This is a genomic window from Sorangium sp. So ce119 (assembly GCF_051524405.1).
GTDB classification, from domain to species: Bacteria; Myxococcota_A; Polyangia; order Polyangiales; family Polyangiaceae; genus Sorangium; species Sorangium cellulosum_G.
The window spans coordinates 9871272-9895739 of the sequence record NZ_CP150310.1 but is presented as its reverse complement, the minus strand read 5'-3'; the positions used below and the strand labels follow the sequence as shown (position 1 = coordinate 9895739).

Below are 24468 nucleotides of genomic sequence, written 5' to 3'. Positions count from 1 at the left end.
GCGCTCAGGGATCGCCCGAAGGCCCGTACATGAGAGGCTGCGTACGTCGCGGCGCTAAGGTGGGCGTGAGCTGGTGAGAGGCTCGAAGGTCACCGGATGTGCGTCGCGTGTCGGGGGAAAAGAACCGCGAGAGCAGAGAGGGCGCCGGTGGCGCTGTGACCTTGGCTCCCCGACGGCGACCTGTTCAGCCCTCGAAGTACAGGGCCTCCATGTAGCACTCGTCGTACGCCTCCTGGCAGGTGACATCGAGGTTGTTGTTCATGCACTCCACGATGGCTTCCTTTGTCGCCGTGTTGAACGGGTTCAGTTGAGCCGAGCACGTCGCGCGGTCGAACGTGTTGGCGTCGCAGGCGTCGAAGATGGTGTCGCAGATCTCCGCCGCCTGGTTGGGGCACGCGTTCGCGTACACGCGGTCCATGCAGTCCTCGACGGGCGACTGATCGCACGCCTCCTGCACGGGGATGTCGCTCAGACAGTCCACGAGGTCCGCGGCGTGCCCTCGGGCGAAGATGACGAAGCCGTGCTTGCACAGCCCGTAGCCGATCGGCGGCTCGTCGCGGCCATCGCCGCACTGGCTCGTCGCGCCCTGCGCCGGCGAGATGTTCAGCTCGTCGCACGCCGCGACCGTGAGGTTGCCGTCCGAGTCGTCGACGCACGCGCCACCCCCCTCGCCGCCGCCACCTCCCTGGCCGCCCTCGCCGCCGTCACCTCCCCAGCCGCCGTCACCTCCCCAGCCGCCGTCACCTCCCCAGCCACCTTCGCCGTCGTCGCCGCCGTCGCCCCCGCCGGTCGACGAGCTGCTGGTGACGCCGGCGCCGGTCGCTTGCTCCACGTCGTTGTCGGTGTCCTCCGACGTCACGACGCAGCCGTAGACGGCGGGCAAGATCAAGGTAAGCGCGAGGAAAGAATGGCGATGACGAGCAAGCATGGTCACGTTGCCTCCTACAGTGTCAGGGAAAAGCTCCTGGGCCTGGTACGTTCGACTGAACCTGGGGCTCTCCTATTCCCCTCGCAATCCTGTTCTTCGCCCTTGCCGCGCCGGACGAGCATGCGCCCGGGGTGGGCGCAGCCGGTCCGTGCGGGCCGGAGCGCCGCTCAGATCGCCTGGTCCGCCTGTTTCCGTCGTGTTTCGTGATTGTCAAGGCCGAGCTCAGGGGGTATGACCGGTCCGTGCGCCGGCCCTGCTTCAGGACGACGCCCCCCGGATCCTCCGGACGCCCGTTCAGGAAAGCCTGAGAATCTGCTCAGGGGGAACCGGCCCGAGCAACGCCCGAGCAACAAACTGAAGGATCGCGCTTGCGTACCGCGCGCCCCGCTGGTAATCACCGCGCTCCGTTTTCCCGGGCGATCGGGTGTCCTCCCGGTCTCCCAGTAGAAGAGCCGTAACGGCGCTTCGATCTCAGCTCCGCCCCTTCGGCCGCCGCGGGCCTCCCCCCGGTGACGCGAAGGGGGTTCGCGTCGGTGGACGTCGGGCTGCGACCGGAAGCGTACGACGGTGCAACCGGTTCGAAGTGAACCGAAACCCGGTACGGAGTCTCTCCGCCCGCCGGTGTCGCGAGGTGTCTCGAATGGTAAGCAAAGCCAGTGCGATGTTTTCGCGGATCGCCCCGCGCAAGGCACGCATGATCGCCGATCTCGTCCGGGGTCGCGACGCGGACGAGGCGATCCAGCTGCTCTCGTTCACGCAGAAGAGCGGCGCCCCTGTGCTGCGGAAGATCATCGAGAGCGCGGTCGCGAACGCCCAGCAGGCGGGCGCCGACATCGACGCGCTCTTCATCAGCAAGGCGACCGTTGACAAGGGGCCGAACAAGTTCAACCGCCGCTGGCGGCCGCGCGCGATGGGCCGTGCGACCCGGATCACCAAGGGCGTGTCGCACATCGTCATCGAAGTCGACGAGAGAAAGTAAGTAGAGGACCTGCCGATATGGGACAGAAGACCCATCCGTATGGCTTCCGCGTCGGTGTCATCAAGACGTGGAGCAGCAAGTGGTACGAGGACGGCGCCGCGTATCAGAAGTGGCTCCACCAGGACATCCGCATCAAGCGCGCGATCAAGCAGTACCTCTACAACGCGAACATCGCCGGCGTTGAGATCGAGCGCGCCGCGAACCGCGCGAAGGTGATCGTCTTCACCGCCCGCCCCGGCATGGTGATCGGCAAGGGCGGCAAGGGGATCGAGACGCTCAAGAGCGGCAATGTCGGCACGGCGTCCAAGGGCGAGACCCTCTTCCCGGGCGTGTCGTCGTTCACGGACAACGAGGTCTTCATCGACGTGCAGGAGGTCCGGAAGGCCGAGACCAACGCGCAGCTCGTCGCCGAGAACATCGCGACGCAGCTCGAGCGCCGGATCGCGTTCCGCCGGGCGATGAAGAAGGCCGTGTCCACCGCCATGAAGTTCGGCGCGAAGGGCATCCGCGTGCGCTGCGCCGGCAGGCTCGGCGGCAGCGAGATGAGCCGCGTCGAGACCTACCGCGAGGGCCGGGTGCCGCTGCACACGCTCCGCGCCGACATCGAGTTCGGCCTCGCCGAGGCGAAGACGAAGGTCGGCATCATCGGCGTGAAGGTCTGGATGTTCAAGGGCGAGGTCCTGCAGCGTAAGGCGCGCCGGATCCAGTAGAGGGATTGCAGAATGCTGTCTCCGAAGCGAACCAAGTTCCGCAAGATGCAGAAGGGGAACAACCGTGGCCTCGCCCTCACGGGCAGCGACGTCTCCTTCGGCGACTTTGCGCTCCAGTGCGTCGAGCCTGCCCGCGTGACCTCGCGGCAGATCGAGGCGGCCCGTATGGCGATCCAGCGGCACGTGAAGCGCGCGGGCAAGCTCTGGATCCGCATCTTCCCGGATCGTCCGGTGACGAAGAAGCCGCTCGAGGTCCGCATGGGTGGGGGCAAGGGCGCGCCCGAGGAGTGGTGCGCGCTCGTGCTGCCCGGCCGCGTGATGTACGAGATCAGCGGCGTGAGCGAGGAGATTGCGAAGGAGGCGTTCCGCCTCGCGTCGCACAAGCTCCCGATGCAGTGCAAGTTCCTCGCCCGCGGGCTGACGTGAGGTAGGCGATGAAGGCGAAGGATTTGCGTGAACGCACCACCGATCACCTGCGCGAGCTCGAGAAGTCGCTTGCGGCGGGCCTGTTCGAGGCGCGCTTCAAGAATTTCACGAACCGGCTGAACGACACGGCGACGATCCGCAAGGCGAAGCGGGATCTCGCGCGGGTGAAGACGATCCTCACGCAGCGCGCGCGTGCCGAGGAGAAGGCGTAGCCATGGCGAAGAAGAAGGCAGAGAACCAGCAGCCGGTCGCTGCGGCGCCCGAGCTGGCAGCCGCCGCGCCTGCGCAGGCCGAGACCGAGGCGAAGGCGCACGGCTTCCGGCGCAAGCTGGTCGGCAAGGTGACCAGCGACAAGATGAACAAGACGGTCACCGTCGAGGTCATCCGGAACGCGCTCGATCCCGTCTACAAGAAGTACGTCCGTCAGCGGGAGCGCTACAAGGCGCACGACGAGACGAACCAGTACAAGGTGGGCGACCGCGTCGAGATCACGGAGCACAGGCCGATCTCCCGCGACAAGCGGTGGCTCGTGACCAAGCTCGTTGCCCGGCCGGTGGAGGAGTAGCGCCATGATCCAGGTGTCGACGCATCTCGAGGTCGCGGACAACTCCGGCGCCCGTGTCGTGAAGTGCATCAAGGTGCTCGGCGGCTCGCGCCGCAAGTACGCCGCGCTCGGCGACGTCATCGTCGTGTCGATCAAGGAGGCGTTGCCGGGGACGAAGGTGAAGAAGGGTGACACGGCGCGCGCCGTCGTCGTCCGCACCGCCCGCGAGTACCAGCGCTCGGACGGCAGCTACATCAAGTTCGACGGCAACAGCGCGGTCCTGATCAACAAGGAGAAGGAGCCGATCGGCACCCGTATCTTCGGGCCGGTCGCTCGCGAGCTCCGCGCGAAGAAGTTCATGAAGATCATCTCGCTCGCCCCGGAGGTCCTCTGATGAAGCGCCTCAAGGTCGGTGACCTGGTGCAGGTCATCAGCGGCAAGGAGCAGGGGAAGCAGGGCCGCATCACCAAGATCCTCGCCGACACGGACCGCGTGGTCGTCGAGGGCCTGAACACGGTGACCCGCCACCAGCGGCCCACGCCGCGCAATCAGGAGGGCGGGAAGATCACCAAGGAGGCGCCGATTCACGCCTCGAATGTCATGCCGGTCGATCCGGCGACGGGCAAGCCGACGCGCGTGAAGATCCGCGTCGGTGAGGACGGCAAGAAGACGCGCGTCGGCAAGAGCGGCAGCGCGATCGGTGTGGGCTAGCCATGGCGGACAAGAAGGACAAGGACAAGGCGGCCAAGGACGGCGGCAAGGGCAAGGACAAGCCCAAGTCGCAGCAGGCCAAGCCGCAGGCGCCCGCCAAGAGCAAGGAAGCCAGGGGCGCGAAGGCCAAGGGCGCCGAGCCCGAGGCCACCGGGCCCGCCGAGGTACGCCCGCGCGACCCGAACTACACCCCGCGGCTGCGCGCGCACTACCAGAAGAGCGTGACGGCCGCGCTGTCGAAGCGGTTCGGCTACAAGAACCCGATGATGGTGCCCCGCCTGCAGAAGGTGGTGATCAACATGGGGCTCGGCGCCGCGGTGCAGAACCCGAAGATCATCGACTCCGCGGTCGAGGACATGCGGGCGATCTCTGGCCAGAAGCCGGTGGTGACCCGCGCCCGGAAGTCGATCGCGACGTTCAAGCTGCGCGAGAACCTGCCCATCGGCGTGATGGTGACCCTGCGTGCCGAGCGGATGTGGGAGTTCGTCGATCGTCTGATCGCCTTCTCCCTGCCGCGCGTCCGTGACTTCAAGGGCGTCAGCCCGAAGGGGTTCGACGGCAAGGGCAACTTCACGATGGGCCTGCGCGAGCAGATCATCTTCCCCGAGATCGACTACGACAAGATCGACGTCGTGAAGGGGCTCAACATCTCGTTCGTGACCACGGCGAAGACGGACGAAGAAGGACGCGCGCTCCTGACCGAGCTTGGCATCCCGTTCCGGCATTGAGGGATTTTCGATGGCCCGTGCAAAAGAGTTTGCGAAGCTGAACCGTCCGCCGAAGTTTTCTGTGCGGCACAAGAACCGTTGCAAGGTGTGCGGGCGCTCGCGCGCTTACTACCGCGACTTCGAGCTCTGCCGTGTCTGCCTTCGGTTGTTCGCGCTCCGTGGTGAGCTCCCTGGTGTGATCAAGGCCAGCTGGTGATTCTATGATGACCGATCCCATCGCCGACATGCTGACCCGCATTCGCAACGCGGCGCTCGCGCGGCACGACCGGACCGAGATTCCTGCCAGCCGCATCAAGGTTGCGGTTGCGGAGATCCTCAAATCCGAGGGCTTCATCGCCGACGTGCGCGAGACCGAGGGCGAGGGTCCCAAGAAGCTCACCATCGTGCTCAAGTACGGGCGCGATCGGCAGAGCGCGATCGACGGCGTGCGCCGCGTCTCCCGCCCGGGGCGCCGCGTGTACGTGCGTCACGACAGGATCCCGCGCGTGTTCAGCGGGCTCGGGATCTCGATCCTGAGCACGTCCCGCGGGCTCATGAGCGACAGGGATGCGCGCCGTCTGAAGGTGGGCGGCGAGCTGCTCTGCGAGGTGTGGTGATGGAAGCTCAGGCGAACGCAGCCCAGCCCGCGAAGGGCAACGCGAACGGTGACAGCCGGCTCGCGCCGAAGACGTCGCGCGTCGGCAAGCGGCCGATCGACCTGCCGAAGGGTGTCACCGCGACCGTCAACGGCCGCCGGATCGACATCAAGGGTCCGAAGGGGCAGCTCTCCCGCGCGATCACCGAGCGGGTGGACATCAAGCTCGACGGCGGCAAGCTCCACGTGAGCTCGCTCGCGCCTGGTCGCGATGGGTCGCGCCTCCAGGGGCTCACCCGGGCGCTCGTCGCCTCGATGGTGAAGGGCGTCGCCGAGGGCTACGAGCGGACGCTCGAGCTCAAGGGCACCGGTTATCGCGTCGAGCTCAAGGGCACGACGCTGAACTTCGCCCTCGGCTTCTCCCATCCGGTGACGTTCGCGGTCCCGGCGGGCCTCACCGCGACGATCCCGGCGGACTCGAAGGGCACTGTCCTCGTCCTGACGGGCGCGGACAAGGAGCTCATCGGGCAGACGGCCGCGACGATCCGCGGCTTCAGGCCGCCGGAGCCGTACGGCGGCAAGGGCGTCCGCTACCGCGGCGAGCGCGTGCGGGAGAAGGCCGGTAAGGCCGGCAAGGGCGGCAAGAAGTAAGGGCGAGCGGCGGCGGGTACGCCGCTGCACCGAGGTACGAGACGGTCATGGGCATGAAAATCGTCGGTCGGGAGCGCCGGAAGCTCCGCATCCGCAAGAAGGTCGAGGGGACGCCGGAGCGCCCGCGCCTCAGCGTCTTCCGCAGCACCAAGCACATCTACGCGCAGGTCATCGACGACGTGAGCGGCAAGACCCTCGCCCACGCCTCGACGCTGTCGAAGGACCTCAAGGGCTCGCTCGACGAGGACAACAAGGTCGAGGCGGCGAAGAAGGTCGGGGCGCTGATCGCGAGGATCTGCAAGGAGAAGCAGATCGACAAGGTCGTCTTCGACCGCAACGGCTATCTGTACCACGGGCGCGTCAGCGCCCTCGCCCAGGCGGCGCGCGAGGCAGGTCTCGATTTCTGACTCCCACAGCCGCTGCCCTGCAGGTGAGGGCGGCGGGCGCGGTCAACTGCCGCGGCGGAGAACGTGATAGAGGACGGATATGGCGTTCGATCATGTCGACGAAGAGAAGCTGAAAGAGCGAGTCATCCACATCAACCGCGTCGCCAAGGTCGTCAAGGGCGGCCGGCGTTTCAGCTTCTCGGCGCTGGTCGTGGTGGGCGACGAAGCGGGGCACGTGGGCGTCGGCCTGGGCAAGGCCAACGAGGTGCCGGAGGCGATTCGCAAGGGGAACGACCAGGCTCGCAAGAACCTGTTCCGCATCCCGCTGGACGGCGTGACCATCCCGCACGACTCGTTCGGGCACGTCGGGGCGGGCAAGGTCCTGCTGAAGCCGGCGAGCCCCGGGACCGGCGTCATCGCCGGCGGCGCGGTGCGCGCCGTCGTCGAGTCCGCGGGGATCCACGACGTGCTGTCGAAGTCGCTCGGCACGAGCAACCCGCACAACGTCGTGCACGCGACGGTCGCGGCGCTCCGTGGGCTCAAGAGCCCGGAGAGCGTCGCCGGGAAGCGGTCGATGCAGCTCGACTCGCTCGACTACCAGCGCCGCGGCGGCACGAACACCGCGGCCCGCCGGCGCGCGAGCGTCGCGCCCCCCGCGCCCGGCGGCGCGCCGCAGGGCGGTGGCGGGGGTGAAGGAGGCTCGCAGTGAAGCTCCGCGTACGTCAGAAGGCCAGCAACATCGGCCAGGTCGAGCACACCCGCAAGGTCATCAAGGGGCTCGGCCTGCGTGGGCCGGGGTCCGAGGTGGTCGTCGCGAACACGCCCTCGTTCCGTGGCATGGTCAAGAAGATCCTCCACCTGGTCGAGGTGGAGGAGGTCGCCGACGAGGCAACCTCCCCGAAGTCCTGAGAAGCGAGATCGTCATTCCAGCGGGTTTGCCGCGTACGGAAGTGTGAAACATGGACATCCTTTCTAAGCTCCAAGCCCCTGAAGGCGCCGTAACCAAGAGGCTCCGCGTCGGCCGCGGCGTGGGATCCGGCGTCGGCAAGACGGCTGGCCGAGGACAAAAAGGGCAGAAGGCTCGGGCGGGCGGCAACATCAACAAGAAGCACTTCCAGGGTGGCCAGACGCCGATCCAGCGTCGCCTCCCGAAGCGCGGCTTCCGCAACCCGCTCGCGGACATCGTGGCCAACGTCAACGTCGGCGCCCTCGAGGCGTTCGACGACGGCGCGCAGGTCGACGTGGTCGCGCTCCACGCGAGCCGCCTGGTGCAGGGCCGGTTCGACGTCCTGAAGATCCTCGGCGGCGGTGAGCTCACGAAGAAGCTCACCGTGACGGCGCATCGCTTCTCCAAGGGAGCGATCGAGAAGATCGAGAAGGCAGGGGGCAAGGCCGTCGTGCTCGAGGCGCCCGCTGCTCAGGGCAACTCGACGGACTCCTCGTCCTCCTAGCCAGCGCGCAGGCGCACCCCCTCAAGCCGGAGTCCAGGAACGCCCATGGCCAGCCTCGCGGGAATCACCAACTTCCACAAGATCCCCGAGCTCCGGCGGCGCGTGATCTTCACGCTGGTGATGCTCGCGGTCTACCGGGTCGGCGTCTTCGTGACGACGCCCGGCGTCGACCGGAACGCGATGCGACAGTACGTCGCGAAGCAGTCGGGCGGGCTCCTGGGCTTCTTCAACATGTTCTCCGGCGGAGCGCTGGAGAACCTGTCGATCTTCGCGCTCGGGATCATGCCGTACATCTCGGCATCGATCATCATGCAGCTCATGGGCATGGTCTACAAGCCCATCGACGAGCTGCGAAAAGAGGGCGAGCAGGGGCGTCGCCGGCTCGATCAGTACACTCGGTACGGTACGGTCGCGCTCTCGCTCTTCCAGGCCTTCTCGATCGCGAAGATGCTCGAGGGCCTGTCGAGCAGCGAGACCGGGGCCGGGATCGTGAACCACCCCGGCATCGGCTTCCAGCTCATGACGGTGATCACGCTGACCACCGGGACCGCGTTCCTGATGTGGATCGGCGAGCAGATCACCGAGCGCGGCGTGTCGAACGGCGTCTCGCTCCTGATCTTCGCGAGCATCATCACGAGGATCCCGGAGGAGATCGGCAACTACTTCGCGCAGAACTCGGGCGATCTCCAGCCGCTGTCGATGGCCGCGATCGCTGCGTTCATCGTGTTCGTCATCGCCGTCATCGCGTTCTTCGAGAACGGCAGGCGGCAGATCCCGATCGTGTACTCGCGCCGGCAGGTCGGGCGGCGCGTCTACGGCGGTCAGACGGCGCACCTGCCGCTCAAGGTGAACACCGCCGGCACCATCCCGCCCATCTTCGCGTCGTCGCTGCTGATGTTCCCGCAGACGCTCGCGAACATGAACGTCCCCGGGGCCGACCAGCTCCAGGCGATCATCAACCGGGGGGACTGGGTCTTCAACACCGGCTACGCGCTGCTCATCATCTTCTTCTGCTTCTTCTACACGAACGTCACGTTTCAGCCGGTGGACGTCGCCGAGAACCTGAAGAAGCAGCAGGCAAACATCCCCGGGATCCGGCCGGGCAAGCAGACGGCGGACTACATCCACCGGGTGATCCAGCGGATCACCGTCGGCGGCGCGCTCTACGTCGCCGCGGTGTGCGTGGTCCCGTCGATCGTCGGCAACCTTCTGCGCATCCCCTTCGGCTTCGGAGGGACGTCGCTCATGATCGTCGTCGGCGTCGCGCTCGACACCGTGAACCAGCTTGAGGCGCACCTGATCACGCGGAGCTACGAGGGCCTTACCGGCCCCGGCGCCAGCCGCATCCGGGGCCGAAGGCTCCCGGAAGCGTGATGGAGGTCAAATGATCTTGGTTCTGGTGGGACCACCTGGCGCTGGGAAGGGTACGCAGGCGAAGCTGCTGTGCGTGCGCTTCGGCATCCCGCAGATCTCGACGGGCGACATGCTGCGCGAGGCGAAGCGGTCAGGCACGCTGGAGAAGCGCTATCTGGACATCATGGACTCGGGCGGTCTCCTGCCGGATGAGGCCGTCATTGGCCTCATCGACCGCAGGACCGCCGAGCCCGACTGCCTTGGCGGCTTCCTTCTGGACGGATTTCCCAGGACGGTGCCCCAGGCGGACGCCCTCGACGGGCTCCTCGCCGGCCAGGGGAGCGGCATCGATGCGGTGATCCAGCTGGACGTTCCGCGCTCCCTGCTCGAGGAACGGTTGATCCATCGCCGCACCGACAAACGCAGTGGACAGATATACCATCTCGTTTATAATCCGCCGCCCCCCGGTGCGGAGCTGGAGCATCGGGCCGACGACCGGCCCGAAGCTGTCGGCAAGCGTCTCGACGCCTACGAGGCGATGACGGCCGCCCTTCTTCCGTTCTACGAACAGAAGGGACTGCTGCGTCGCGTTGACGGAGTCGGGACGCCGGAAGAAGTCACGCAGAGGGTGATGTCGGCCCTCGGCCGACCGGGCTCGGGTGGAGAATGAGGCGATCAAAACAAGCCAGAGCGCCGAAAGAACCGAAGGGCGACAAGCTCGAGTTCGACGGCGTGGTTCAAGAGGCCCTGCCGAACGCCATGTTTCGCGTGAAGGCGGACAACGGCTTGGGTGTCCTCGCCACCATCAGCGGCCGGATGCGGCAGTACTACATCAAGATTCTGCCGGGCGACCGCGTGACCGTCGAGGTCTCGCCGTATGACCCGAGCCGAGGCCGGATCACGTACCGGCACAAGTAACGTATTTTTTGAGGAATCTGGAGGCTCCCCGTGAAGGTGCGCCCGAGCGTCAAGAAGATCTGCGACAAGTGCAAGGTGGTGCGGCGGCGTGGTGTCGTTCGGATCATCTGCGAGAACCCCCGCCACAAGCAGCGCCAGGGGAACTAGCTCTTTCGGCGGAAGCCCGCCCTCGTTTTCGGTTTGGAGTAACCATGGCTCGTATCGCTGGTGTCGATCTCCCGCGTCGGAAGCATGTCGCCTACGCCCTACCGTACCTCTACGGCATCGGGCGGACTCTCGCCTTGCAAATCTGCGAGAGGACCAACATCCCGCAGGACAGGCGGATCGAGGAGCTCAGCGACGCTGAGGTAAAGGCGATCCGCGACCTCCTGGACGCCGAGTACAAGGTCGAGGGCGACCTGCGGCGCGAGGTGCAGCTCAACATCAAGCGGCTCATGGACCTCGGCTGCTACCGGGGGCTCCGCCACCGGCGCGGCCTCCCGGCGAACGGGCAGAGGACGCACACGAACGCGCGCACCCGGAAGGGTCCGCGCAAGGGCATGTTGCAGCGGCGTCCGGCCGCGACGAAGTGACGAGCGGGGATTAGGACGCCATGGCGCAAGCGAAGACGGCTGCCACCACCAGCAAGACGAAGCAGAAGAAGAAGGTCAAGAAGAATGTGTCCGCGGGCATCGCGCACATTCAGTCGACCTTCAACAACACGGTCGTGACGATCACGGACATCAACGGCAACGCGATCGCGTGGTCGTCCGCTGGCGCTCGCGGCTTCAAGGGATCGCGCAAGTCGACGCCGTTCGCCGCGCAGCTCGCGGCGGAAGAGGCCGCGCGGCGCGCGCAGGAGCACGGCATGCGATCGGTCGCCGTGTTCGTGAAGGGGCCGGGGGCCGGGCGCGAGAGCGCGCTCCGCGCGCTCCAGACCGCTGGCTTCAAGGTGACGCTGATCAGGGACGTCACGCCGATCCCCCACAACGGTTGCCGGCCGCCGAAGCGGCGCAGGGTTTGAGGTAATTCACGATGGCTCGCTACATTGGTCCGGTCTGCAAGCTCTGCCGCCGCGAGGGGATGAAGCTCTACCTCAAGGGAGAGCGGTGCTACTCCGAGAAGTGCGCGTACACGCGGCGCCCGTATCCGCCCGGCCAGCACGGCCAGGGGCGCATCAAGCTGAGCGAGTACGCGGTGCGTCTGCGCGAGAAGCAAAAGGTGCGTCGCATCTACGGCGTTCTCGAGCGGCAGTTCAGCGGGTACTTCCAAGAGGCCAACCGGCGCAAGGGCCGGACGGGCGAGGAGATGCTCGCGCTCCTGGAGCGCCGGCTCGACAACGTGGTGCACCGGATGGGCTTCGGCTCGTCCCGCGCCGAGGCGCGCCAGCTCGTCCGGCACGGTCACGTCCACGTGAACGGCAAGCGGCTGGACATCCCGAGCTACGTGGTGCGGACCGGTGACCGGATCGATCTCACCGAGGGGGCGCGGAAGTTCAAGAGCGTCCTCGCGTCCGTTGGCGGCGCGGACAAGCGCCCGATCGCGAGCTGGATCGACGTGGATCGCGCGGCGTTCACCGGCGCGGTCAAGGGCGCTCCGATCCGCGAGGATCTGAACGAGCCGGAGATCCGCGAGCAGCTGGTCGTCGAGTACTACTCGCGCTGATCGCGCGAGGCGGCGCCGAGGAGGCAGCGTCGTGAGCGCACCCAGCGGGGTGCGCTCCGGCGCTGCGGGCTCCCCTCGGCGTCGTTGTCCTGCGCGCAGCGCGCGCAGGCGTATGGAGCCACGAATGCGGGCAGGAGGCGGCGCCGGACCGGTCGAGTGCGGCCGCGGCGTGAGACCTCCGCGCAGACCCATGAAGGAAGGAGAACGTCATGACGATGAACAACCCGAACCTCACGATGATCGCCCGGAACTGGCGCGATCTGATCCGGCCCAAGGGCATCTCGATCGACGCGGAGAGCGGGACCCAGTTCTACGCCAAGTTCACGTGTGAGCCCCTGGAGCGCGGCTTCGGGATCACGATCGGCAACTCGCTGCGGCGGGTGCTGCTCTCCTCCCTCCAGGGCGCGGCCGCGACGGCCATCCGCATCGAGGGGGCGCTCCACGAGTTCACCACGGTGCCGGACGTTGTCGAGGATGTCAGCGACATCATCCTCAACGTGAAGGAGGTCGTCTTCAAGGCGGCGACCCCGAAGACGTACTCGGTGCGGATCGACCGCGAGGGCCCCGGGCCCGTCTACGCGCGCGACATCCAGCTCGTCGAGGGGCTGTCGGTGCTCAACCCCGACCACCTCATCGCCGTGCTCGACAAGAAGGGGCCGCTCTCGATGGAGCTCACGGTCAACGTGGGCCGCGGCTACGTGCCCGCCGAGCGTAACAAGACGCCGACCATGCCCATCGGGACGATCCCGATCGACGCGCTGTTCTCGCCGATCCGCAAGGTGAACTACACCGTGCAGAACGCCCGCGTCGGGCAGGTGACGGATTACGACAAGCTGACGCTCGAGGTCTGGACCAACGGATCCGTCTCGCCGGCGGATGCGGTCGCGTTCGCCGCGAAGATCCTGAAGGAGCAGCTCTCCATCTGGGTGAACTTCGAGGAGAGCGAGGAGACGAGCTACCAGGCGGTGATGAGCGACGACGAGCCGCTCAACGAGAACCTGTTCCGCTCCGTCGAGGAGCTCGAGCTGAGCGTCCGCTCCGCGAACTGCCTGCAGAACGCGAACATCACGCTCATCGGCGAGCTCGTGCAGCGGACCGAGCAGGACATGCTCAAGACCAAGAACTTCGGTCGCAAGTCGCTGAAGGAAATCAAAGAGATCCTCGCGAACATGGGGCTCTCGCTCGGGATGAAGATCGACAACTGGCCGCAGCTCCTCGAGCGCTGGAAGGCGCAGCAGGCGCAGGCGTGAGTCGGTACTGAGGGAACGTCATGCGTCACAAGAAAGCGGGCAGGCAGTTTGGTCGGGATACCTCCAGCCGCAGGGCGATGCTTCGCAACCTGACGGCGAACCTGATCACCCACGAGCGGATCGAGACGACCGACGCCAAGGCGAAGGAGCTGCGCCGGGTGGCCGAGCGGCTCATCACCAAGGCGACGCGGCTCGGCAAGGTCGCGTACACCGCGCACACGGAGCTCAGCCCTGGCGACAGGGCGCGCCGGCTCCACGCCGAGCGGCTCGTCGGCAGCTACATCCCTCGCTGGGGCGTCGCGACCGACGGCAAGAAGATCGACATCATCGCGAAGGTGATGATCGATCTCTCGAAGCGGTTCGAGGGTCGGCCGGGTGGTTACACGCGCATCATCAAGTTGGGACCGCGTCGCGGCGACAACGCGCCGATGAGCCTCATCGAGTTCATCGACGCGCCTGCAGTCGAGGACGCACCCGCGCAGGCGGCTGAGCCGGTTGCGGCGGCGGAGCCGGCCACGCCGGCGACCACCGCGGGCTGAATCGGACCAGGCCGGCGCCCCGCGGGGCCGGCGCAGTCACAGAGGCGCCGGGAGAGCGACGAGCTCACCCGGCGTCTTTGCTTTGTGGGTCCGGCTCCGGGCCGGCCGACGTCGGCTCCTGGTCCGCCTGCGACGGCGGGGGCGCGGCGCTGGCCGGCGGTGCCGTGGGCGACTGCGGGGGAGCGGCGCTGGGCTGTGGCGGAGACGGCGGCTCCGAGGCCGCGTGCGACTGCGGGGGCGCGGCGCTGGGCTGTGGCGGAGGCGGCGGCTCCGGGGCCGCGTGCGGCTGCGGGGGAGCGGCGCTGGCCTGCCGCGGCGCGGGCGCCGGGTCGCTCCGACGGCGGGCGATGAAGAACATCGCCAGCATCGCCACGATGCCCACGGCTCCCGCGGCGATGTAGCGATTTTTCTGGCTCTTTCGCTCGGCGACCTTGTCCCCGAGCGACGCGAGCGCCGCCTTTGCGCCGGCGTGGGCGGGATCGAGCTCCAGCGCCCGCTCGAGCACGAACTTGTCCGGCGTGCTGCGATCGATGAGGAGCGCGCCTTCCAGGTAGGCGATCTCGGCGTCGATCTTCTTCGCGTGCTCGCCGGTCGGATCGAGGCGGAGCGCCTTGCGCAGCATCGCGAGGGCGTCCTCGCGACGTTCGTCGGCGAGCGACCTAGCCCGCTCCACGTAGGCCCCCACCATCTCCTTGCGCCGCTCGAAGAGCGGCGCGCGGGCGAGGACCTTGTCGAACGCGTCGGTCGCCTCGGCCAGCTTGCCCGCGCTCGCCGCGGCGACGCCCCCGTCCATCAGCTTGTACACCTCGGCGAGGCGCGCGCGATCGTACGTCGCGAAGAGCTCGCGCGCGATGCGGTCCCACGACCACTCGCGCGGCGGCTTCTCGCCCGTGAGGTTCAGGTACGCGTCGCGGAGCTGCCAGATGCCCGGCTCGCCGATCGCGGAGATGGCCTCCCGGGCAGCGTCGCGCAGCCGCGCGCGATCGCTGTTGCAGAAGCTCAGGACGGCGCGCATGGCGTCCACGTCGCGGACACGGCCGTACGCGCGCAGGACGTCGGCCAGGATCTGCGTGTCGTTCGACGCGATCGCCTCGCCAGGGATCGCTCGGCCGAGCAGGTCGAGCTGCTTGTTGGCCCACCGCTGGACGATCTTCGCGTCGTGCTGGCGCGCCTCGATCAGCGCGGGGACGGCCTTGTCGCGCAGCTTCGCGATCTGCCGCTGCAGGTCGATGCGGAGCAGCTCGCCGAAGTAGGCGTGGAGCGCGATGAGCTCGCGCACCGCCGGCGTCGTGCCCGCGGCGACGAGCATCCGCTCCATCGCGAGCAGCTTCACGACATCGCGCCACGCGCTGTCGCGCGGCCGCGGCGTGGCCAGCATGAAATCCAGCCAGTCGCCCTCGCTCTCGTCCTTCTCGTCGTCGGCGCCCTTCTTCGCGCCCTGATCGGCCCTGGCGTCCTTCCTGGTGTCGCCCGCGCCCTTCTTCTCGTCGGCAGCGCCCTTCTTCGCGTCCTTCTTGGCGTCGCCCGCGCCCTTCTTGGCGTCGCCGGCGCCCTTCTTCGCGCCCTTGTCGGACTTCCCGTCCTTCGCGTCCGCGCCCTTCTTCTTGGCGTCGCGCCCGTCGTCGTCCTTCTCGGACTTCAGCGCCTTGCGCCCCTCCCGGCGCGCCTCGGCGAGCACGCGCGGCGCCGCGTCCCGATCGAGCGAGCCGCGGATGTCCTGCACGCGCAGCCGCACCGCGTCGACGATGCCCGGGATCGGCTCATCCAGGCCCGCGCGGGCGCTCTCGCGCGAGCGCGGGTCCTGCGACGTGAGCTGGTCGAGCACGCGATCGAGCTCGCGGATCGCGGCGATGTCGGGCTCCGGACGCGCGATCGGCGCGAGGCGCGGGAGCTCCGGTAACGTGGACGAGGCCGCCGCCGCGACGCCCGCGTCGCGGTCCAGCGCGGCGTGCGCCGAACGCAACGCGAGCGGCGCACCCGCGAGCAGGCTGAGCAGCACGAGCCACGCGCCCGCCGGCCTGTAGCGCCGCGACGGCCGCGCACCCGTGTTTCCCAGGTCAGACAGACCGCGTGCCAAGTCCCTCAATCCGTGATGCGGAAGTCGAAGAAGTCGCCCGAGAAGCCGCGCCACCGGACGTCGACGCGCTCGACGCGCGCCGCGCTCGGGCCGCGGTTGGCCCAGGCGATGAGCTCCTTGAGCTCGTCCTCCTCACCCTCGGCGAGGACCTCGACGCTGCCGTCGGCGCGGTTCTTCACCCAGCCGGTGAGACCGAGCCGCTTGGCCTCGCGCTGCGTGGAGGCACGAAAAAAGACGCCCTGGACGCGACCGCGGACGAACAGTTGAACCTGTTTGAGCCCCATGGAACCAGCTTGACTTAGCCGCGCATCCGGAGGGAGGCAACTTCAGGCAGCGCCAGGGCGCTCCGGGCAGCTCGCGGCGGTTCGCCCCCGCCGTTCCGCGCGAGCGTGGCGCGGACGACCCCCATGTCCACGGCCGCCGGCGCGCATTGACAGAGCAAACGCGCTTGATAGAGTCGCCGCCCGATCGGCAAGCGCAGCCCGCCGATCGAGCGACATGAACGTGAGGGGCGCCGGTGACGAGGCGAGCCCTCTTCCCCCTGGCGACCCGCCGACATCGACGACATGCTCGGCCCCGCCTCGGGCCCGACCCGCTAGACCCCCCCAACCAGAAACCATCGACCGACGGCCTCCACGCCCTTGACAGGGAGAGCGCCGTCGCATCCTGGAGCTTTCCGACTCATGCACCTCAGGGAACTGAAGCAGAAACCGATGGCCGAGCTCGTCCAGATGGCGAAGGGGCTCAACATCGAGGGCGCTGCCGGGCTGCGCAAGCAGGAGGTCATCTTCGCGCTCCTGCAGGCCCACGCCGCGCAGGACCAGCCGGTCTACGGCGAGGGCGTCCTCGAATGCCTGCCCGACGGCTTCGGCTTCCTGCGGGCGCCGGACTACAACTACCTGCCGGGCCCGGACGACATCTACGTCTCGCCGTCCCAGATCCGGCGCTTCAACCTCCGCACCGGCGACAGCGTGAGCGGCTCGATCCGGCCGCCCAAGGAGCGCGAGGCGTACTTCGCGCTGCTCAAGGTCGACAAGATCAACGGCGAGCCCCCGGAGGTCGCCCGCGACAAGATCCTCTTCGACAACCTGACGCCGCTCTACCCGCAGCAGAAGTTCAACATCGAGAACGGGACGAAGAGCTTCTCGACCCGCATCATCGACATGCTCTGCCCCATCGGCAAAGGGCAGCGCTGCCTCATCGTCTCGCCGCCCCGCGCCGGCAAGACGGTCCTGCTCCAGCAGATCGCCAACGCGATCTCCGCGAACCACCCGGACACGACCCTCATCGTGCTGCTCATCGACGAGCGCCCGGAAGAGGTCACCGACATGCAGCGCACCGTGAAGGGCGAGGTGATCAGCTCGACCTTCGACGAGCCGCCGACGCGCCACGTGCAGGTCGCCGAGATGGTGATCGAGAAGGCCAAGCGCCTCGTCGAGCACAAGCACGACGTCGTGATCCTCCTCGACTCGATCACCCGCCTGGCGCGCGCCTACAACACCGTCGTCCCGCCGAGCGGGAAGATCCTGTCCGGCGGCGTCGACTCGAACGCGCTCCACAAGCCGAAGCGGTTCTTCGGCGCCGCGCGCAACGTCGAGGAGGGCGGATCGCTGACGATCGTCGCGACCGCGCTCGTCGACACCGGCTCGCGCATGGACGAGGTCATCTTCGAGGAGTTCAAGGGGACGGGTAACAGCGAGATCCACCTCGATCGCAAGCTGATGGAGAAGCGGATCTTCCCCTGCCTCGACATCAACAAGAGCGCGACCCGCAAGGAAGAGCTGCTGCTCCCGGAGTGGATCCTCCAGCGCGTGTGGCTGCTCCGCCAGCTCCTCCATCCCCTCAACGTCATCGACTCGATGGAATTCCTCCTGGACAAGGTGAGCCGCACCGAGACCAATCAGGAGTTCCTCGAGAGCATGAACCAGTAGCCGCTCGTCTCGGGGGCGCTCCCGGCGGACGTCGGGGGCGCTCTCTGCCGAACGGACGCGTCGCGCAGGGCCCGCGCGCGCGCTTCCCCGGGCGAAGTCGTGTTAGCGTCTCCCGGTGACCGCGAAGGCGGAACAACGCACGAAGGCGCTACAAGCTCGTATTCAGGAGCTGGAGGCGCGGCTCGCCCAGGCCGAGAAGACCGTGCAGGCGCTCCGGGACGTCGGGCTCGCGCTCGGCAGCACCCTGGATCTCGATCAGCTCCTCGCGCTCATCCTGAACAAGATCACCGAGCTGCTCGACGCGGACAGGGCGACCCTCTACCTGCTCGACGAGCAGCGCCAGCGGCTGTTCTCGCGGATCGTCATCGGCGAGGAGGCGCGCGCGATCGAGCTGCCCGTCGGCGCCGGGATCGCCGGCCACGTCGCCAAGGTCGGGCGCACCGTCCGCGTGAAGGACGCCTACCGGGATCGCCGGTTCTCGCGCGACTGGGATGACGTGACGGGGTACCGCACCCGCTCGATCCTCGCCGCGCCCATGAAGAACCACGTCGGCCGGACGATCGGGGTCATCCAGGTCCTGAACAAGCACGGCGAAGGGGAGTTCTCGGTCCACGACGAGGAGCTCCTGAGCGCGCTGGCGACGCAGGCGGCCGTCTCGATCGACAACTCGCGGCTGTTCCTGTCGGTCATCCAGAAGAACACGCAGCTCGTCGAGACCAAGGAGCAGCTCGAGCACCGCGTGAGCGACCTCAAGCTGCTCTTCGAGCTCGAGAGCGCGATGGGCCGCGCGACCACGATGGAGGACCTCGCGCGCGCGGTGATCACGTCGGCCGGCAGGGCGTGCGAGGCGCGCGCGGGGGCGATGCTCGTCGACGAGATCGAGGGCGGCCTCGTCCTTTACTTCTTCGACCTCGCCGCCTTCGAGGAGGGCAACCCGCCGCCGCGCTCGCCCGCGTCGGGCGACGAGCCCGAGGGGGTGGTGGACGCGTCTCCGCCGAGGCTCGAGGTCAAGCGCATCGCCATGCGCCGCGGCGAAGGGATCGTCGGCCGCGCCATGGTGCACAACGAGGCCGTGTGGTTCTCGAGCGCGGGCGGCGACGAGGGCGACATGCCGGTGTCGCCCCGGCTCGCCCAGCTCCTCGGCGCGGAGCTGAAGACGGCGATCGCCGTGCCGCTCGAGGGCGAGGACGCGGTGCCGATCGGCGCCATGGCGCTCTACAACTCCAGGAAACCGCACGGTTTTTCGAAGGACGATCGCGCGCTCCTGCGGCTCGTGTCGGCGAACGCGTCGACCGCGCTGCGGCTGTTCCGCTCGCGCCTCGAGCGGGAGCAGAGCGAGCGGCTCACCACGATCGGGCGCCTGCTCTCGGGGGTGATGCACGACGTGCGCACCCCGCTCACGGTGATCAGCGGCTACGTCCAGCTCATGGCCGGCGCGCCGGACGCGGCGACGCGGGAGGATCACGCGAGGCTGATCCTCAAGCAGTTCGACGTGATCAGCGCGATGCAGCGCGAGGTGCTGGAGTTCGCGCGCGGCGAGCGGAGCATCCTCGTCCGCAAGGTGTACCTGACCAAGTTCTTCGGCGACATCGAGAAGCAGCTCGAGCAGGAGCTCGCCGGGACCGGCGTGACGCTGTCGCTCGTGCTCGAGGACCGTGGGACGGCGCGGTTCGACGAGGCGAAGATGACGCGGCTCCTGCACAACCTGGTCCGCAACGCGGTCGACGCGATGCGGCCGGGCGGCGGCAGGGTGACGATCCGCGCTTACCGCGACGGGGGCGACCTCGCGATCAGCGTCGCCGATACGGGCAAGGGGATCCCGAAGGAGATCCAGGGACGGCTCTTCCAGTCGTTCGTCACCGCGGGCAAGCGGGGCGGTACCGGGCTCGGGCTCGCGATCGTGAAGAAGATCGTCGACGAGCACGCCGGGACGATCGAGGTCGAGTCGTCCGACAAGGGCGCGAAGTTCACGATCCGCCTGCCCCAGGAGAGCCCGCCGTCGCGGTCCTCGACGGCCGCGGCCGCGGAGGGCGCGGCGGAGGCGCCGTCGCGGCTGGCATCGACGGACGGCGAGCCAGCGACCCGGCCGAGCGCGGAGGCCGCGCCCGTCGTCCACGAGGGGTCGCCGCGCCGCAGGCCGGCGGGCTCATCATCCCCAGCGAACGAGCGAGGCAGGCGCTCGTCGAGCAGCGGGTCGGACGCGTGACGCGCCCCCGCCGCTTGCACGAGGCGCGTCCGATGGAGAGACTCGAACGGTGCCCCAGCTCCGCCTGAAGCTCCTCGAGCCGCACCGGACGTCGCTCGAGAAGTGCGTCTACTGCCCCAAGCTCTCCCGCGCCGCGTGCCCCGTGTCGAACGTCGAGGCGAACGAGACGGTCACGCCGTGGGGGAAGATGTCGATGGCGTACTTCGCCGGGCGCGGCGACGTGCCGCTCGACGCGCGCCACGCGGACCCGGCCTGGGCGTGCTCGGGCTGTTACGCGTGCCGCGAGCGCTGCGACCACAAGAACGAGGTGGCCACGGTGCTGACCGACGCGCGCGCGGAGTTCTTCGCGCGCGGCCTCGCGCCGGAGGGGGCCAGGCGCGCGGCGGAGCGCTTCTGGGCCCGCGAGGAGCGCGGTGACGGCGAGCCGGACGCGCGCGCCCGCGCGGCCGCGGGCGCGCCGGGGGCGGTCCGCGTGCTGGTCGGCTGCGGCTACGTCCGCCACGCGCCGGACGTCGCAGAGGACGCGCTCGACGCGACCGAGGCGCTGATCGGCGCGCCCGTCCGCCAGGTGCGCGCCTGCTGCGGGTTGCCGCTCCTCTACGCCGGCGATCGGCCGGGCTTCGAGGCCGCGGCGCGGCGGCTCGCCGCCGAGGTGGCGGAGGGAGAGCGGTTCGTCGCTGTCGACCCCGGGTGCGCGCGCGCCGTGCGCGTCGAGTACGCGCGCGTCGGCGTGGACGTGAAGGCGCCGGAGCTGTTCGTCGACCTCGCGGTCGCCTCGCTGGACCGGCTGCAGCGGTCGGCGTCGGAGCGGCGGGTGCGCTACCACGACCCTTGCCAGCTCGGGCGCGGCCTCGATCGCTACGACGCGCCGCGGGAGATCCTCGCCCGCATCACGGGGCGGCCGCCGGAGGAGTTCATCCACCGCCGCGAGCACGCCGACTGCAGCGGGGGCGGCGGCCTCGTGCCCGCCACGCGCCCCGCCTCGTCCGCCGCCATCGCCGACGGGAGGATCGCGGAGCACCGCGCGCTCGGCGGCGGGCTGCTCGTGACCCACTGCGCGCAGAGCCTCCGGCGGTTCAGGTCGCGGGGCGAGCCCGCGGAGGACCTCGCGAGCCTGATCGCGCGGGCCGTCGCGCCGCGATGACCGCGCCGGCGCCGGCCGTGGACGGCGCGCGCGGCGGCGCCGCGGGCCCGGAGGGGCGCGCGCCGCACAAGCGGCGCACGGTCGCGGGCAGGCTCCTCGCGAGCTACCTCGTGGTGCTGGCCGCCTTCGCGCTGACCGTCGGCTGGAGCGTCCAGGCGCTCCGGGCCGCGTCGCGAGACGCCCAGCTCCTGCGCGCCGGGTACGTCCCGCTGCTGCTCCACATCGGCGAGGTGCTGGCGGAGCAGAACGTCTTCAACGCCCAGCTCAACCACATCACCGCCGCGAAGAACCCGGGCGACGTGCGCGAGTGGATCGAGACCGCCCGGCGGACCCGGCCGCTCGCCTTCTCGATCGTCAAGGACGCCGCCCGCGCGCTCGCCGGAGCCGACGAGAAGGCGGCCGGCGGGGACGCGGGCGTCGGGCAGGCGGCCGCCTCGTCGGGCGTGCGGCGGTTCAGCGAGGAGATCGCGGCCGAGGTGGCGGCGATCGAGCGGCTCGTGGGGGCGAGCCCCGAGCGGTTCTCCCAGCTCTTCCAGGCGCTCGCCGTTGGCAACCGCGAGCTCGCCGAGCGCACGCGCGACGAGCTGGTCAAGCGCGAGGTCGAGGGGGCGCAGCGGCTGCGGGCGATCAAGAGCCGCGTCGAGGAGCAGATGGAGACCCTCACCGTCGAGGCGCGGCGGCGCGAGGAGCGCTCGATGCACCTGCTCCTCGGGCTGGGCGTGCTGACGCTGCTCGTCGGCGTGATGATGTCGCTGTACGCGCGGCGCGTGCTCGCCCCGCTCACCGCGGTCACGGAGCGGGCGAACGCGGTCGCGCGCGGCGACCTCACGCCGAAGCAGGTGCTCGCGACAAACGACGAGATCGGCGAGCTCGCGACGACGTTCGAGGACATGGTCGCCGCGATCCGCCGCGCGCGCGCCGAGCTCGTGAACGCCGAGCGGCTGGCGGCGATCGGGAAGATGGCGGCGCACGTCACGCACGAGATCAGGAACCCGCTGTCGTCGATCGGGCTCAACCTCGAGCTGCTCGAGGAAGAGGTGGCGCGCGCCTCCGCCGAGGGCACGCCCGACGCGGAGCTCAGGCCCGTGATGAAGGAGTCGGCCCAGCTCGTCACGGCGATCCGCGCCGAGGTGGATCGCCTGTCGCGCATCGCGGAGCAGTACCTCAGCGTCGCCCGGCGCCCCCGCCCGCGGCTCGTGCCCGAGCGCGTCGACGACCTGGTGCAGGAGCTCGTTGCGTTCGTGCGGCCCGAGCTCGATCGCGCCGGCGTCGCGGTCCGCGTCGAGGTGGACGAGGTGGGGCCGGAGATCCTCCTCGACGAGTCGCAGCTCCGTCAGGCGCTCCTGAACCTGCTCCGCAACGCGCGCGAGGCGATGCCCAAGGGCGGCGAGATCGTGGTGAGCGTCAGCTTCTCGAGCGGCGTCGCGACCATCGCGGTCGACGACACGGGCCCCGGTGTGCCGGAGGAGCTGCGGGCGTCCATCTTCGACCCGTTCTTCACGACCAAGCAGCGCGGGACGGGGCTCGGGCTCGCCGTGACGCGCGACATCATCGAGGCGCACGGCGGCACGATCTCGTGCGAGGCGCGCGCGACGGGGGGCACGCGCTTCCGGATCACGCTGCCCGCCGGCGGCGCGCCGGCCCAGGGCCGCGCCGCGGAGGAGCTCGAGGCGCTCTGAGCCGTGCCGGCTACCTCGGCCCGTCCAGGTACTCGAGGGCGATCCCCATGAGAAGGAAGCCCACGACGGCGAACAGGATCGCCGCCAGCACGTAAACGATGGTCCGGAACGTCCGCGCCGGCGGCTGCGCAGGAGGCCGCTGCTCGATCGGCTCCGGACCGCCGGGGCCAGCCAGCCCCGAGCTCACCGAGCCCATGCTGGGCCGCGTGGGCTTGTAGATGAGCGTGGGCCCCTGGCTGGTCGACCCGGCCGAGCTGTCCTCGGAGAGGTCCAGGATCCTCGGCGGCCCCGCGGGTGGGGGCGCGATCGGGACCGCGAGCTCGCTGGCCGCGTTGTTCAGCACCATGGTGCCGTTCGGGCCGGTCCACTGCATGGGCGGCGCGGTCAGCTGTCCGCCGGCCGCGTTGCCCGCGTGCGACGGGCGCTGGTCCTCGGTCTGCGCGAGCGGCGGCTCCCCGAAGCCGTGGGCCGCCAGATCATGCCCGCTGGCCGGGCGCGCCACGGCCCCGACCGGCGCCTGCGCCCCTGGATCGGTCTGTGTGCGGATCAGGACGTGGTCGACCGGCGGCTGCAGGTTCTTGAGCGCGCCGGAGGACGGGGGCTTGACGGTGTGCGGGGGGAGGGGCGTGACGAGCGCGTTGCCGGCCACGTTGCCGCCGGCCAGGGACGCGCGCGAGCCGCTGATCGGGTGGCTGGAGGGCCTCGCCGGCCGCAGCTCCCGCCACGCGGTGAGCCCCTCGAGCGCGCTCTGGAAGCGGTCGGCAGGCTCGCGCGCCAGGCCCTTCGCGAGGAACGCCTCGAGCCGCGGATCGACCGGGCCGTCCATCGCCTCGGCGAGCTTCCGCGCGTCGGTCTTCTGCTTCATCTCGACCATGATGAGCAGGTTGCGCGCCTGGTAAGGGAGCTGGCCGCTCATCGACTGGTAGATCATCGTGGCGCAGGCGTAGATGTCCGCGCGGTGGTCGACCGTCTTGGCCTTCCCGATCTGCTCGGGCGGCATGAACGAGAAGGTGCCGAGGCTCTGCCCCATCTCGGTGAGCGTCTCCCCGCCCATCTCCTTCGGCAGCTTGGAGATGCCGAAGTCGAGGATCTTGACCCGCGTCGACCCGTCGGGGCGCGCCTCCAGGTACACGTTCGACGGCTTCAGATCGCGGTGGATGATGCCGGCGCGGTGCGCGTCGGCGAGGCCCATCCAGACCTGCTCGATGATCGGGTGCAGCTCATCGAAGGCGATCGGCCCCGTCCGCTTCAGCCGATCGATCAGCGACTCGCCTTCGAGCAGCTCGAACACGAGCACGATGCCGTGCTCGGGGTCCTCCTCGACGTCGAGGATCTCGGTGACGTGGTCGCTGTTGATCGAGCCGGCCGCGCGCGCCTCGCGCCGGAACCGCTCGGCGGCGGACGACTTGGCCTTCGAGTCGGCGCGCAGGAGCTTGATCGCCACCTGGCGGCCGGTGCGGATGTTCTCCGCAGCGAACACCTCACCCATGCCGCCACGGCCGAGCTGGCGGATGATGCGATAGCGGTTCGCAACGACGGTTCCAGCTTCGAGCTCCAAAAGCGCCTCGCCCCAGATTATCCCCCGCGCCGACGCGGCGGATCAAATTCTCCGGCGCGAACGAGGAGATCCGACCGTCGA

Annotated in this window: 32 protein-coding genes; 28 read left to right on the top strand and 4 right to left on the bottom strand. The window is 69.2% G+C overall.

The window, feature by feature from the left end:
* Window positions 1–184 precede the first annotated feature (184 nt).
* Window positions 185–928 carry a hypothetical protein gene (locus WME76_RS37420; RefSeq protein WP_437956952.1) on the bottom strand — a complete coding sequence of 248 codons (744 nt, stop codon included), beginning with the start codon at window positions 926–928 and terminating at the stop codon, window positions 185–187.
* 640 nt (window positions 929–1568) lie between these two features.
* Here WME76_RS37420 and rplV point away from each other — a divergent pair.
* From rplV to rplQ, 24 genes are all read left to right on the top strand, one after another.
* A complete protein-coding gene (gene rplV / locus WME76_RS37415) occupies window positions 1569–1907 on the top strand; it encodes a 50S ribosomal protein L22 (protein WP_012240567.1) in 339 nt (112 codons plus the stop codon).
* A gap of 17 nt (window positions 1908–1924) precedes the next feature.
* Window positions 1925–2617: a 30S ribosomal protein S3 gene (gene rpsC, locus WME76_RS37410; RefSeq protein WP_020740980.1), complete on the top strand. Its 693-nt coding sequence runs from the start codon at window positions 1925–1927 to the stop codon at window positions 2615–2617.
* A 12-nt stretch (window positions 2618–2629) separates the two neighbouring features.
* Window positions 2630–3043, top strand: coding sequence for a 50S ribosomal protein L16 (gene rplP / locus WME76_RS37405; protein WP_061609598.1), 414 nt, complete (start codon window positions 2630–2632; stop codon window positions 3041–3043).
* Window positions 3044–3051: 8 nt separating this feature from the next.
* Window positions 3052–3255 carry a 50S ribosomal protein L29 gene (gene rpmC / locus WME76_RS37400; protein ID WP_061609599.1) on the top strand — a complete coding sequence of 68 codons (204 nt, stop codon included), beginning with the start codon at window positions 3052–3054 and terminating at the stop codon, window positions 3253–3255.
* A gap of 53 nt (window positions 3256–3308) precedes the next feature.
* Window positions 3309–3608: a 30S ribosomal protein S17 gene (gene rpsQ / locus WME76_RS37395; RefSeq protein ID WP_272102908.1), complete on the top strand. Its 300-nt coding sequence runs from the start codon at window positions 3309–3311 to the stop codon at window positions 3606–3608.
* 4 nt (window positions 3609–3612) lie between these two features.
* The gene (rplN, locus tag WME76_RS37390; RefSeq protein WP_061614904.1) at window positions 3613–3981 is read left to right on the top strand and encodes a 50S ribosomal protein L14; all 369 of its coding nucleotides are present in this window, start codon (window positions 3613–3615) and stop codon (window positions 3979–3981) included.
* Entirely contained in the window at window positions 3981–4298 is a 318-nt protein-coding gene (gene rplX, locus WME76_RS37385) for a 50S ribosomal protein L24 (RefSeq protein ID WP_061614903.1), read from the top strand. Before rplN ends, rplX begins: the two co-directional genes overlap by 1 nt.
* 2 nt (window positions 4299–4300) lie before the next feature.
* Window positions 4301–5026: a 50S ribosomal protein L5 gene (gene rplE / locus WME76_RS37380; protein WP_437956951.1), complete on the top strand. Its 726-nt coding sequence runs from the start codon at window positions 4301–4303 to the stop codon at window positions 5024–5026.
* Window positions 5027–5036: 10 nt separating this feature from the next.
* A complete protein-coding gene (locus WME76_RS37375) occupies window positions 5037–5222 on the top strand; it encodes a type Z 30S ribosomal protein S14 (RefSeq protein ID WP_061614902.1) in 186 nt (61 codons plus the stop codon).
* Window positions 5223–5226: 4 nt separating this feature from the next.
* A complete protein-coding gene (rpsH, locus tag WME76_RS37370; protein ID WP_020740974.1) occupies window positions 5227–5622 on the top strand; it encodes a 30S ribosomal protein S8 in 396 nt (131 codons plus the stop codon).
* Window positions 5622–6251: a 50S ribosomal protein L6 gene (gene rplF, locus WME76_RS37365; protein ID WP_437956950.1), complete on the top strand. Its 630-nt coding sequence runs from the start codon at window positions 5622–5624 to the stop codon at window positions 6249–6251. Before rpsH ends, rplF begins: the two co-directional genes overlap by 1 nt.
* Window positions 6252–6298: 47 nt before the next feature.
* Window positions 6299–6658, top strand: coding sequence for a 50S ribosomal protein L18 (gene rplR, locus WME76_RS37360; RefSeq protein ID WP_061614901.1), 360 nt, complete (start codon window positions 6299–6301; stop codon window positions 6656–6658).
* A 79-nt stretch (window positions 6659–6737) separates the two neighbouring features.
* Window positions 6738–7346, top strand: coding sequence for a 30S ribosomal protein S5 (gene rpsE, locus WME76_RS37355; RefSeq protein ID WP_433930587.1), 609 nt, complete (start codon window positions 6738–6740; stop codon window positions 7344–7346).
* Complete coding sequence (gene rpmD, locus WME76_RS37350) at window positions 7343–7546, top strand: 50S ribosomal protein L30 (RefSeq protein WP_061609605.1); 204 nt, start codon at window positions 7343–7345, stop codon at window positions 7544–7546. The genes rpsE and rpmD overlap by 4 nt, the downstream gene beginning before the upstream one ends.
* A gap of 50 nt (window positions 7547–7596) precedes the next feature.
* A complete protein-coding gene (gene rplO, locus WME76_RS37345; protein WP_437956949.1) occupies window positions 7597–8088 on the top strand; it encodes a 50S ribosomal protein L15 in 492 nt (163 codons plus the stop codon).
* A 45-nt stretch (window positions 8089–8133) separates the two neighbouring features.
* Window positions 8134–9462, top strand: a complete 1329-nt coding sequence (gene secY, locus WME76_RS37340) for a preprotein translocase subunit SecY (protein ID WP_061614898.1) — start codon at window positions 8134–8136, stop codon at window positions 9460–9462.
* A 10-nt stretch (window positions 9463–9472) separates the two neighbouring features.
* Complete coding sequence (locus WME76_RS37335; RefSeq protein ID WP_437956948.1) at window positions 9473–10111, top strand: adenylate kinase; 639 nt, start codon at window positions 9473–9475, stop codon at window positions 10109–10111.
* Window positions 10108–10359 carry a translation initiation factor IF-1 gene (infA, locus tag WME76_RS37330; protein WP_061609609.1) on the top strand — a complete coding sequence of 84 codons (252 nt, stop codon included), beginning with the start codon at window positions 10108–10110 and terminating at the stop codon, window positions 10357–10359. The genes WME76_RS37335 and infA overlap by 4 nt, the downstream gene beginning before the upstream one ends.
* A gap of 30 nt (window positions 10360–10389) precedes the next feature.
* A complete protein-coding gene (gene rpmJ, locus WME76_RS37325; protein WP_012240549.1) occupies window positions 10390–10506 on the top strand; it encodes a 50S ribosomal protein L36 in 117 nt (38 codons plus the stop codon).
* Window positions 10507–10550: 44 nt separating this feature from the next.
* Complete coding sequence (gene rpsM, locus WME76_RS37320) at window positions 10551–10931, top strand: 30S ribosomal protein S13 (RefSeq protein WP_437956947.1); 381 nt, start codon at window positions 10551–10553, stop codon at window positions 10929–10931.
* 20 nt (window positions 10932–10951) lie between these two features.
* Complete coding sequence (rpsK, locus tag WME76_RS37315) at window positions 10952–11362, top strand: 30S ribosomal protein S11 (RefSeq protein ID WP_061609611.1); 411 nt, start codon at window positions 10952–10954, stop codon at window positions 11360–11362.
* Between the two features lie 11 nt (window positions 11363–11373).
* Window positions 11374–12003 (top strand): 30S ribosomal protein S4, encoded by a 630-nt coding sequence (gene rpsD, locus WME76_RS37310; RefSeq protein WP_433930579.1) that lies wholly within the window; start codon window positions 11374–11376, stop codon window positions 12001–12003.
* A gap of 209 nt (window positions 12004–12212) precedes the next feature.
* The gene (locus tag WME76_RS37305; RefSeq protein WP_012240545.1) at window positions 12213–13253 is read left to right on the top strand and encodes a DNA-directed RNA polymerase subunit alpha; all 1041 of its coding nucleotides are present in this window, start codon (window positions 12213–12215) and stop codon (window positions 13251–13253) included.
* A 20-nt stretch (window positions 13254–13273) separates the two neighbouring features.
* Window positions 13274–13792: a 50S ribosomal protein L17 gene (gene rplQ / locus WME76_RS37300; protein ID WP_061614893.1), complete on the top strand. Its 519-nt coding sequence runs from the start codon at window positions 13274–13276 to the stop codon at window positions 13790–13792.
* Window positions 13793–13856: 64 nt separating this feature from the next.
* On the opposite strand, the gene WME76_RS37295 is transcribed toward rplQ, so the two are convergent.
* Both WME76_RS37295 and yccX read right to left on the bottom strand, forming a co-directional pair.
* Window positions 13857–15869: a hypothetical protein gene (locus WME76_RS37295; RefSeq protein ID WP_437956946.1), complete on the bottom strand. Its 2013-nt coding sequence runs from the start codon at window positions 15867–15869 to the stop codon at window positions 13857–13859.
* 5 nt (window positions 15870–15874) lie between these two features.
* The gene (gene yccX / locus WME76_RS37290; RefSeq protein ID WP_061609615.1) at window positions 15875–16153 is read right to left on the bottom strand and encodes an acylphosphatase; all 279 of its coding nucleotides are present in this window, start codon (window positions 16151–16153) and stop codon (window positions 15875–15877) included.
* A 399-nt stretch (window positions 16154–16552) separates the two neighbouring features.
* Here yccX and rho point away from each other — a divergent pair, with 399 nt between their 5' ends.
* The 4 genes from rho (at window position 16553) to WME76_RS37270 (ending at window position 22829) form a co-directional block, all read left to right on the top strand.
* On the top strand, window positions 16553–17800 hold the full coding sequence (rho, locus tag WME76_RS37285) for a transcription termination factor Rho (RefSeq protein ID WP_012240541.1): 1248 nt from the start codon (window positions 16553–16555) through the stop codon (window positions 17798–17800).
* A gap of 115 nt (window positions 17801–17915) precedes the next feature.
* On the top strand, window positions 17916–20006 hold the full coding sequence (locus tag WME76_RS37280) for a GAF domain-containing protein (protein WP_437956945.1): 2091 nt from the start codon (window positions 17916–17918) through the stop codon (window positions 20004–20006).
* Window positions 20007–20055: 49 nt separating this feature from the next.
* Window positions 20056–21150 (top strand): (Fe-S)-binding protein, encoded by a 1095-nt coding sequence (locus WME76_RS37275; protein WP_437956944.1) that lies wholly within the window; start codon window positions 20056–20058, stop codon window positions 21148–21150.
* Window positions 21147–22829, top strand: coding sequence for an ATP-binding protein (locus WME76_RS37270; protein WP_437956943.1), 1683 nt, complete (start codon window positions 21147–21149; stop codon window positions 22827–22829). The genes WME76_RS37275 and WME76_RS37270 overlap by 4 nt, the downstream gene beginning before the upstream one ends.
* Window positions 22830–22839: 10 nt before the next feature.
* Here WME76_RS37270 and WME76_RS37265 read toward each other — a convergent pair whose 3' ends face one another.
* Complete coding sequence (locus tag WME76_RS37265; protein WP_437956942.1) at window positions 22840–24387, bottom strand: protein kinase domain-containing protein; 1548 nt, start codon at window positions 24385–24387, stop codon at window positions 22840–22842.
* Window positions 24388–24468 lie beyond the last annotated feature (81 nt).

What these genes read in the sequence shown, in the direction of transcription:
- WME76_RS37420 (WP_437956952.1), bottom strand. Translation starts at nt 928, where the DNA reads ATGCTTGCTCGTCATCGCCATTCTTTCCTCGCGCTTACCTTGATCTTG.
- rplV (WP_012240567.1), top strand. Translation starts at nt 1,569, where the DNA reads ATGGTAAGCAAAGCCAGTGCGATGTTTTCGCGGATCGCCCCGCGCAAG.
- rpsC (WP_020740980.1), top strand. Translation starts at nt 1,925, where the DNA reads ATGGGACAGAAGACCCATCCGTATGGCTTCCGCGTCGGTGTCATCAAG.
- rplP (WP_061609598.1), top strand. Translation starts at nt 2,630, where the DNA reads ATGCTGTCTCCGAAGCGAACCAAGTTCCGCAAGATGCAGAAGGGGAAC.
- rpmC (WP_061609599.1), top strand. Translation starts at nt 3,052, where the DNA reads ATGAAGGCGAAGGATTTGCGTGAACGCACCACCGATCACCTGCGCGAG.
- rplN (WP_061614904.1), top strand. Translation starts at nt 3,613, where the DNA reads ATGATCCAGGTGTCGACGCATCTCGAGGTCGCGGACAACTCCGGCGCC.
- rplX (WP_061614903.1), top strand. Translation starts at nt 3,981, where the DNA reads ATGAAGCGCCTCAAGGTCGGTGACCTGGTGCAGGTCATCAGCGGCAAG.
- rplE (WP_437956951.1), top strand. Translation starts at nt 4,301, where the DNA reads ATGGCGGACAAGAAGGACAAGGACAAGGCGGCCAAGGACGGCGGCAAG.
- WME76_RS37375 (WP_061614902.1), top strand. Translation starts at nt 5,037, where the DNA reads ATGGCCCGTGCAAAAGAGTTTGCGAAGCTGAACCGTCCGCCGAAGTTT.
- rpsH (WP_020740974.1), top strand. Translation starts at nt 5,227, where the DNA reads ATGATGACCGATCCCATCGCCGACATGCTGACCCGCATTCGCAACGCG.
- rplF (WP_437956950.1), top strand. Translation starts at nt 5,622, where the DNA reads ATGGAAGCTCAGGCGAACGCAGCCCAGCCCGCGAAGGGCAACGCGAAC.
- rplR (WP_061614901.1), top strand. Translation starts at nt 6,299, where the DNA reads ATGGGCATGAAAATCGTCGGTCGGGAGCGCCGGAAGCTCCGCATCCGC.
- rpsE (WP_433930587.1), top strand. Translation starts at nt 6,738, where the DNA reads ATGGCGTTCGATCATGTCGACGAAGAGAAGCTGAAAGAGCGAGTCATC.
- rplO (WP_437956949.1), top strand. Translation starts at nt 7,597, where the DNA reads ATGGACATCCTTTCTAAGCTCCAAGCCCCTGAAGGCGCCGTAACCAAG.
- secY (WP_061614898.1), top strand. Translation starts at nt 8,134, where the DNA reads ATGGCCAGCCTCGCGGGAATCACCAACTTCCACAAGATCCCCGAGCTC.
- WME76_RS37335 (WP_437956948.1), top strand. Translation starts at nt 9,473, where the DNA reads ATGATCTTGGTTCTGGTGGGACCACCTGGCGCTGGGAAGGGTACGCAG.
- infA (WP_061609609.1), top strand. Translation starts at nt 10,108, where the DNA reads ATGAGGCGATCAAAACAAGCCAGAGCGCCGAAAGAACCGAAGGGCGAC.
- rpsM (WP_437956947.1), top strand. Translation starts at nt 10,551, where the DNA reads ATGGCTCGTATCGCTGGTGTCGATCTCCCGCGTCGGAAGCATGTCGCC.
- rpsK (WP_061609611.1), top strand. Translation starts at nt 10,952, where the DNA reads ATGGCGCAAGCGAAGACGGCTGCCACCACCAGCAAGACGAAGCAGAAG.
- rpsD (WP_433930579.1), top strand. Translation starts at nt 11,374, where the DNA reads ATGGCTCGCTACATTGGTCCGGTCTGCAAGCTCTGCCGCCGCGAGGGG.
- WME76_RS37305 (WP_012240545.1), top strand. Translation starts at nt 12,213, where the DNA reads ATGACGATGAACAACCCGAACCTCACGATGATCGCCCGGAACTGGCGC.
- rplQ (WP_061614893.1), top strand. Translation starts at nt 13,274, where the DNA reads ATGCGTCACAAGAAAGCGGGCAGGCAGTTTGGTCGGGATACCTCCAGC.
- yccX (WP_061609615.1), bottom strand. Translation starts at nt 16,153, where the DNA reads ATGGGGCTCAAACAGGTTCAACTGTTCGTCCGCGGTCGCGTCCAGGGC.
- rho (WP_012240541.1), top strand. Translation starts at nt 16,553, where the DNA reads ATGCACCTCAGGGAACTGAAGCAGAAACCGATGGCCGAGCTCGTCCAG.
- WME76_RS37270 (WP_437956943.1), top strand. Translation starts at nt 21,147, where the DNA reads ATGACCGCGCCGGCGCCGGCCGTGGACGGCGCGCGCGGCGGCGCCGCG.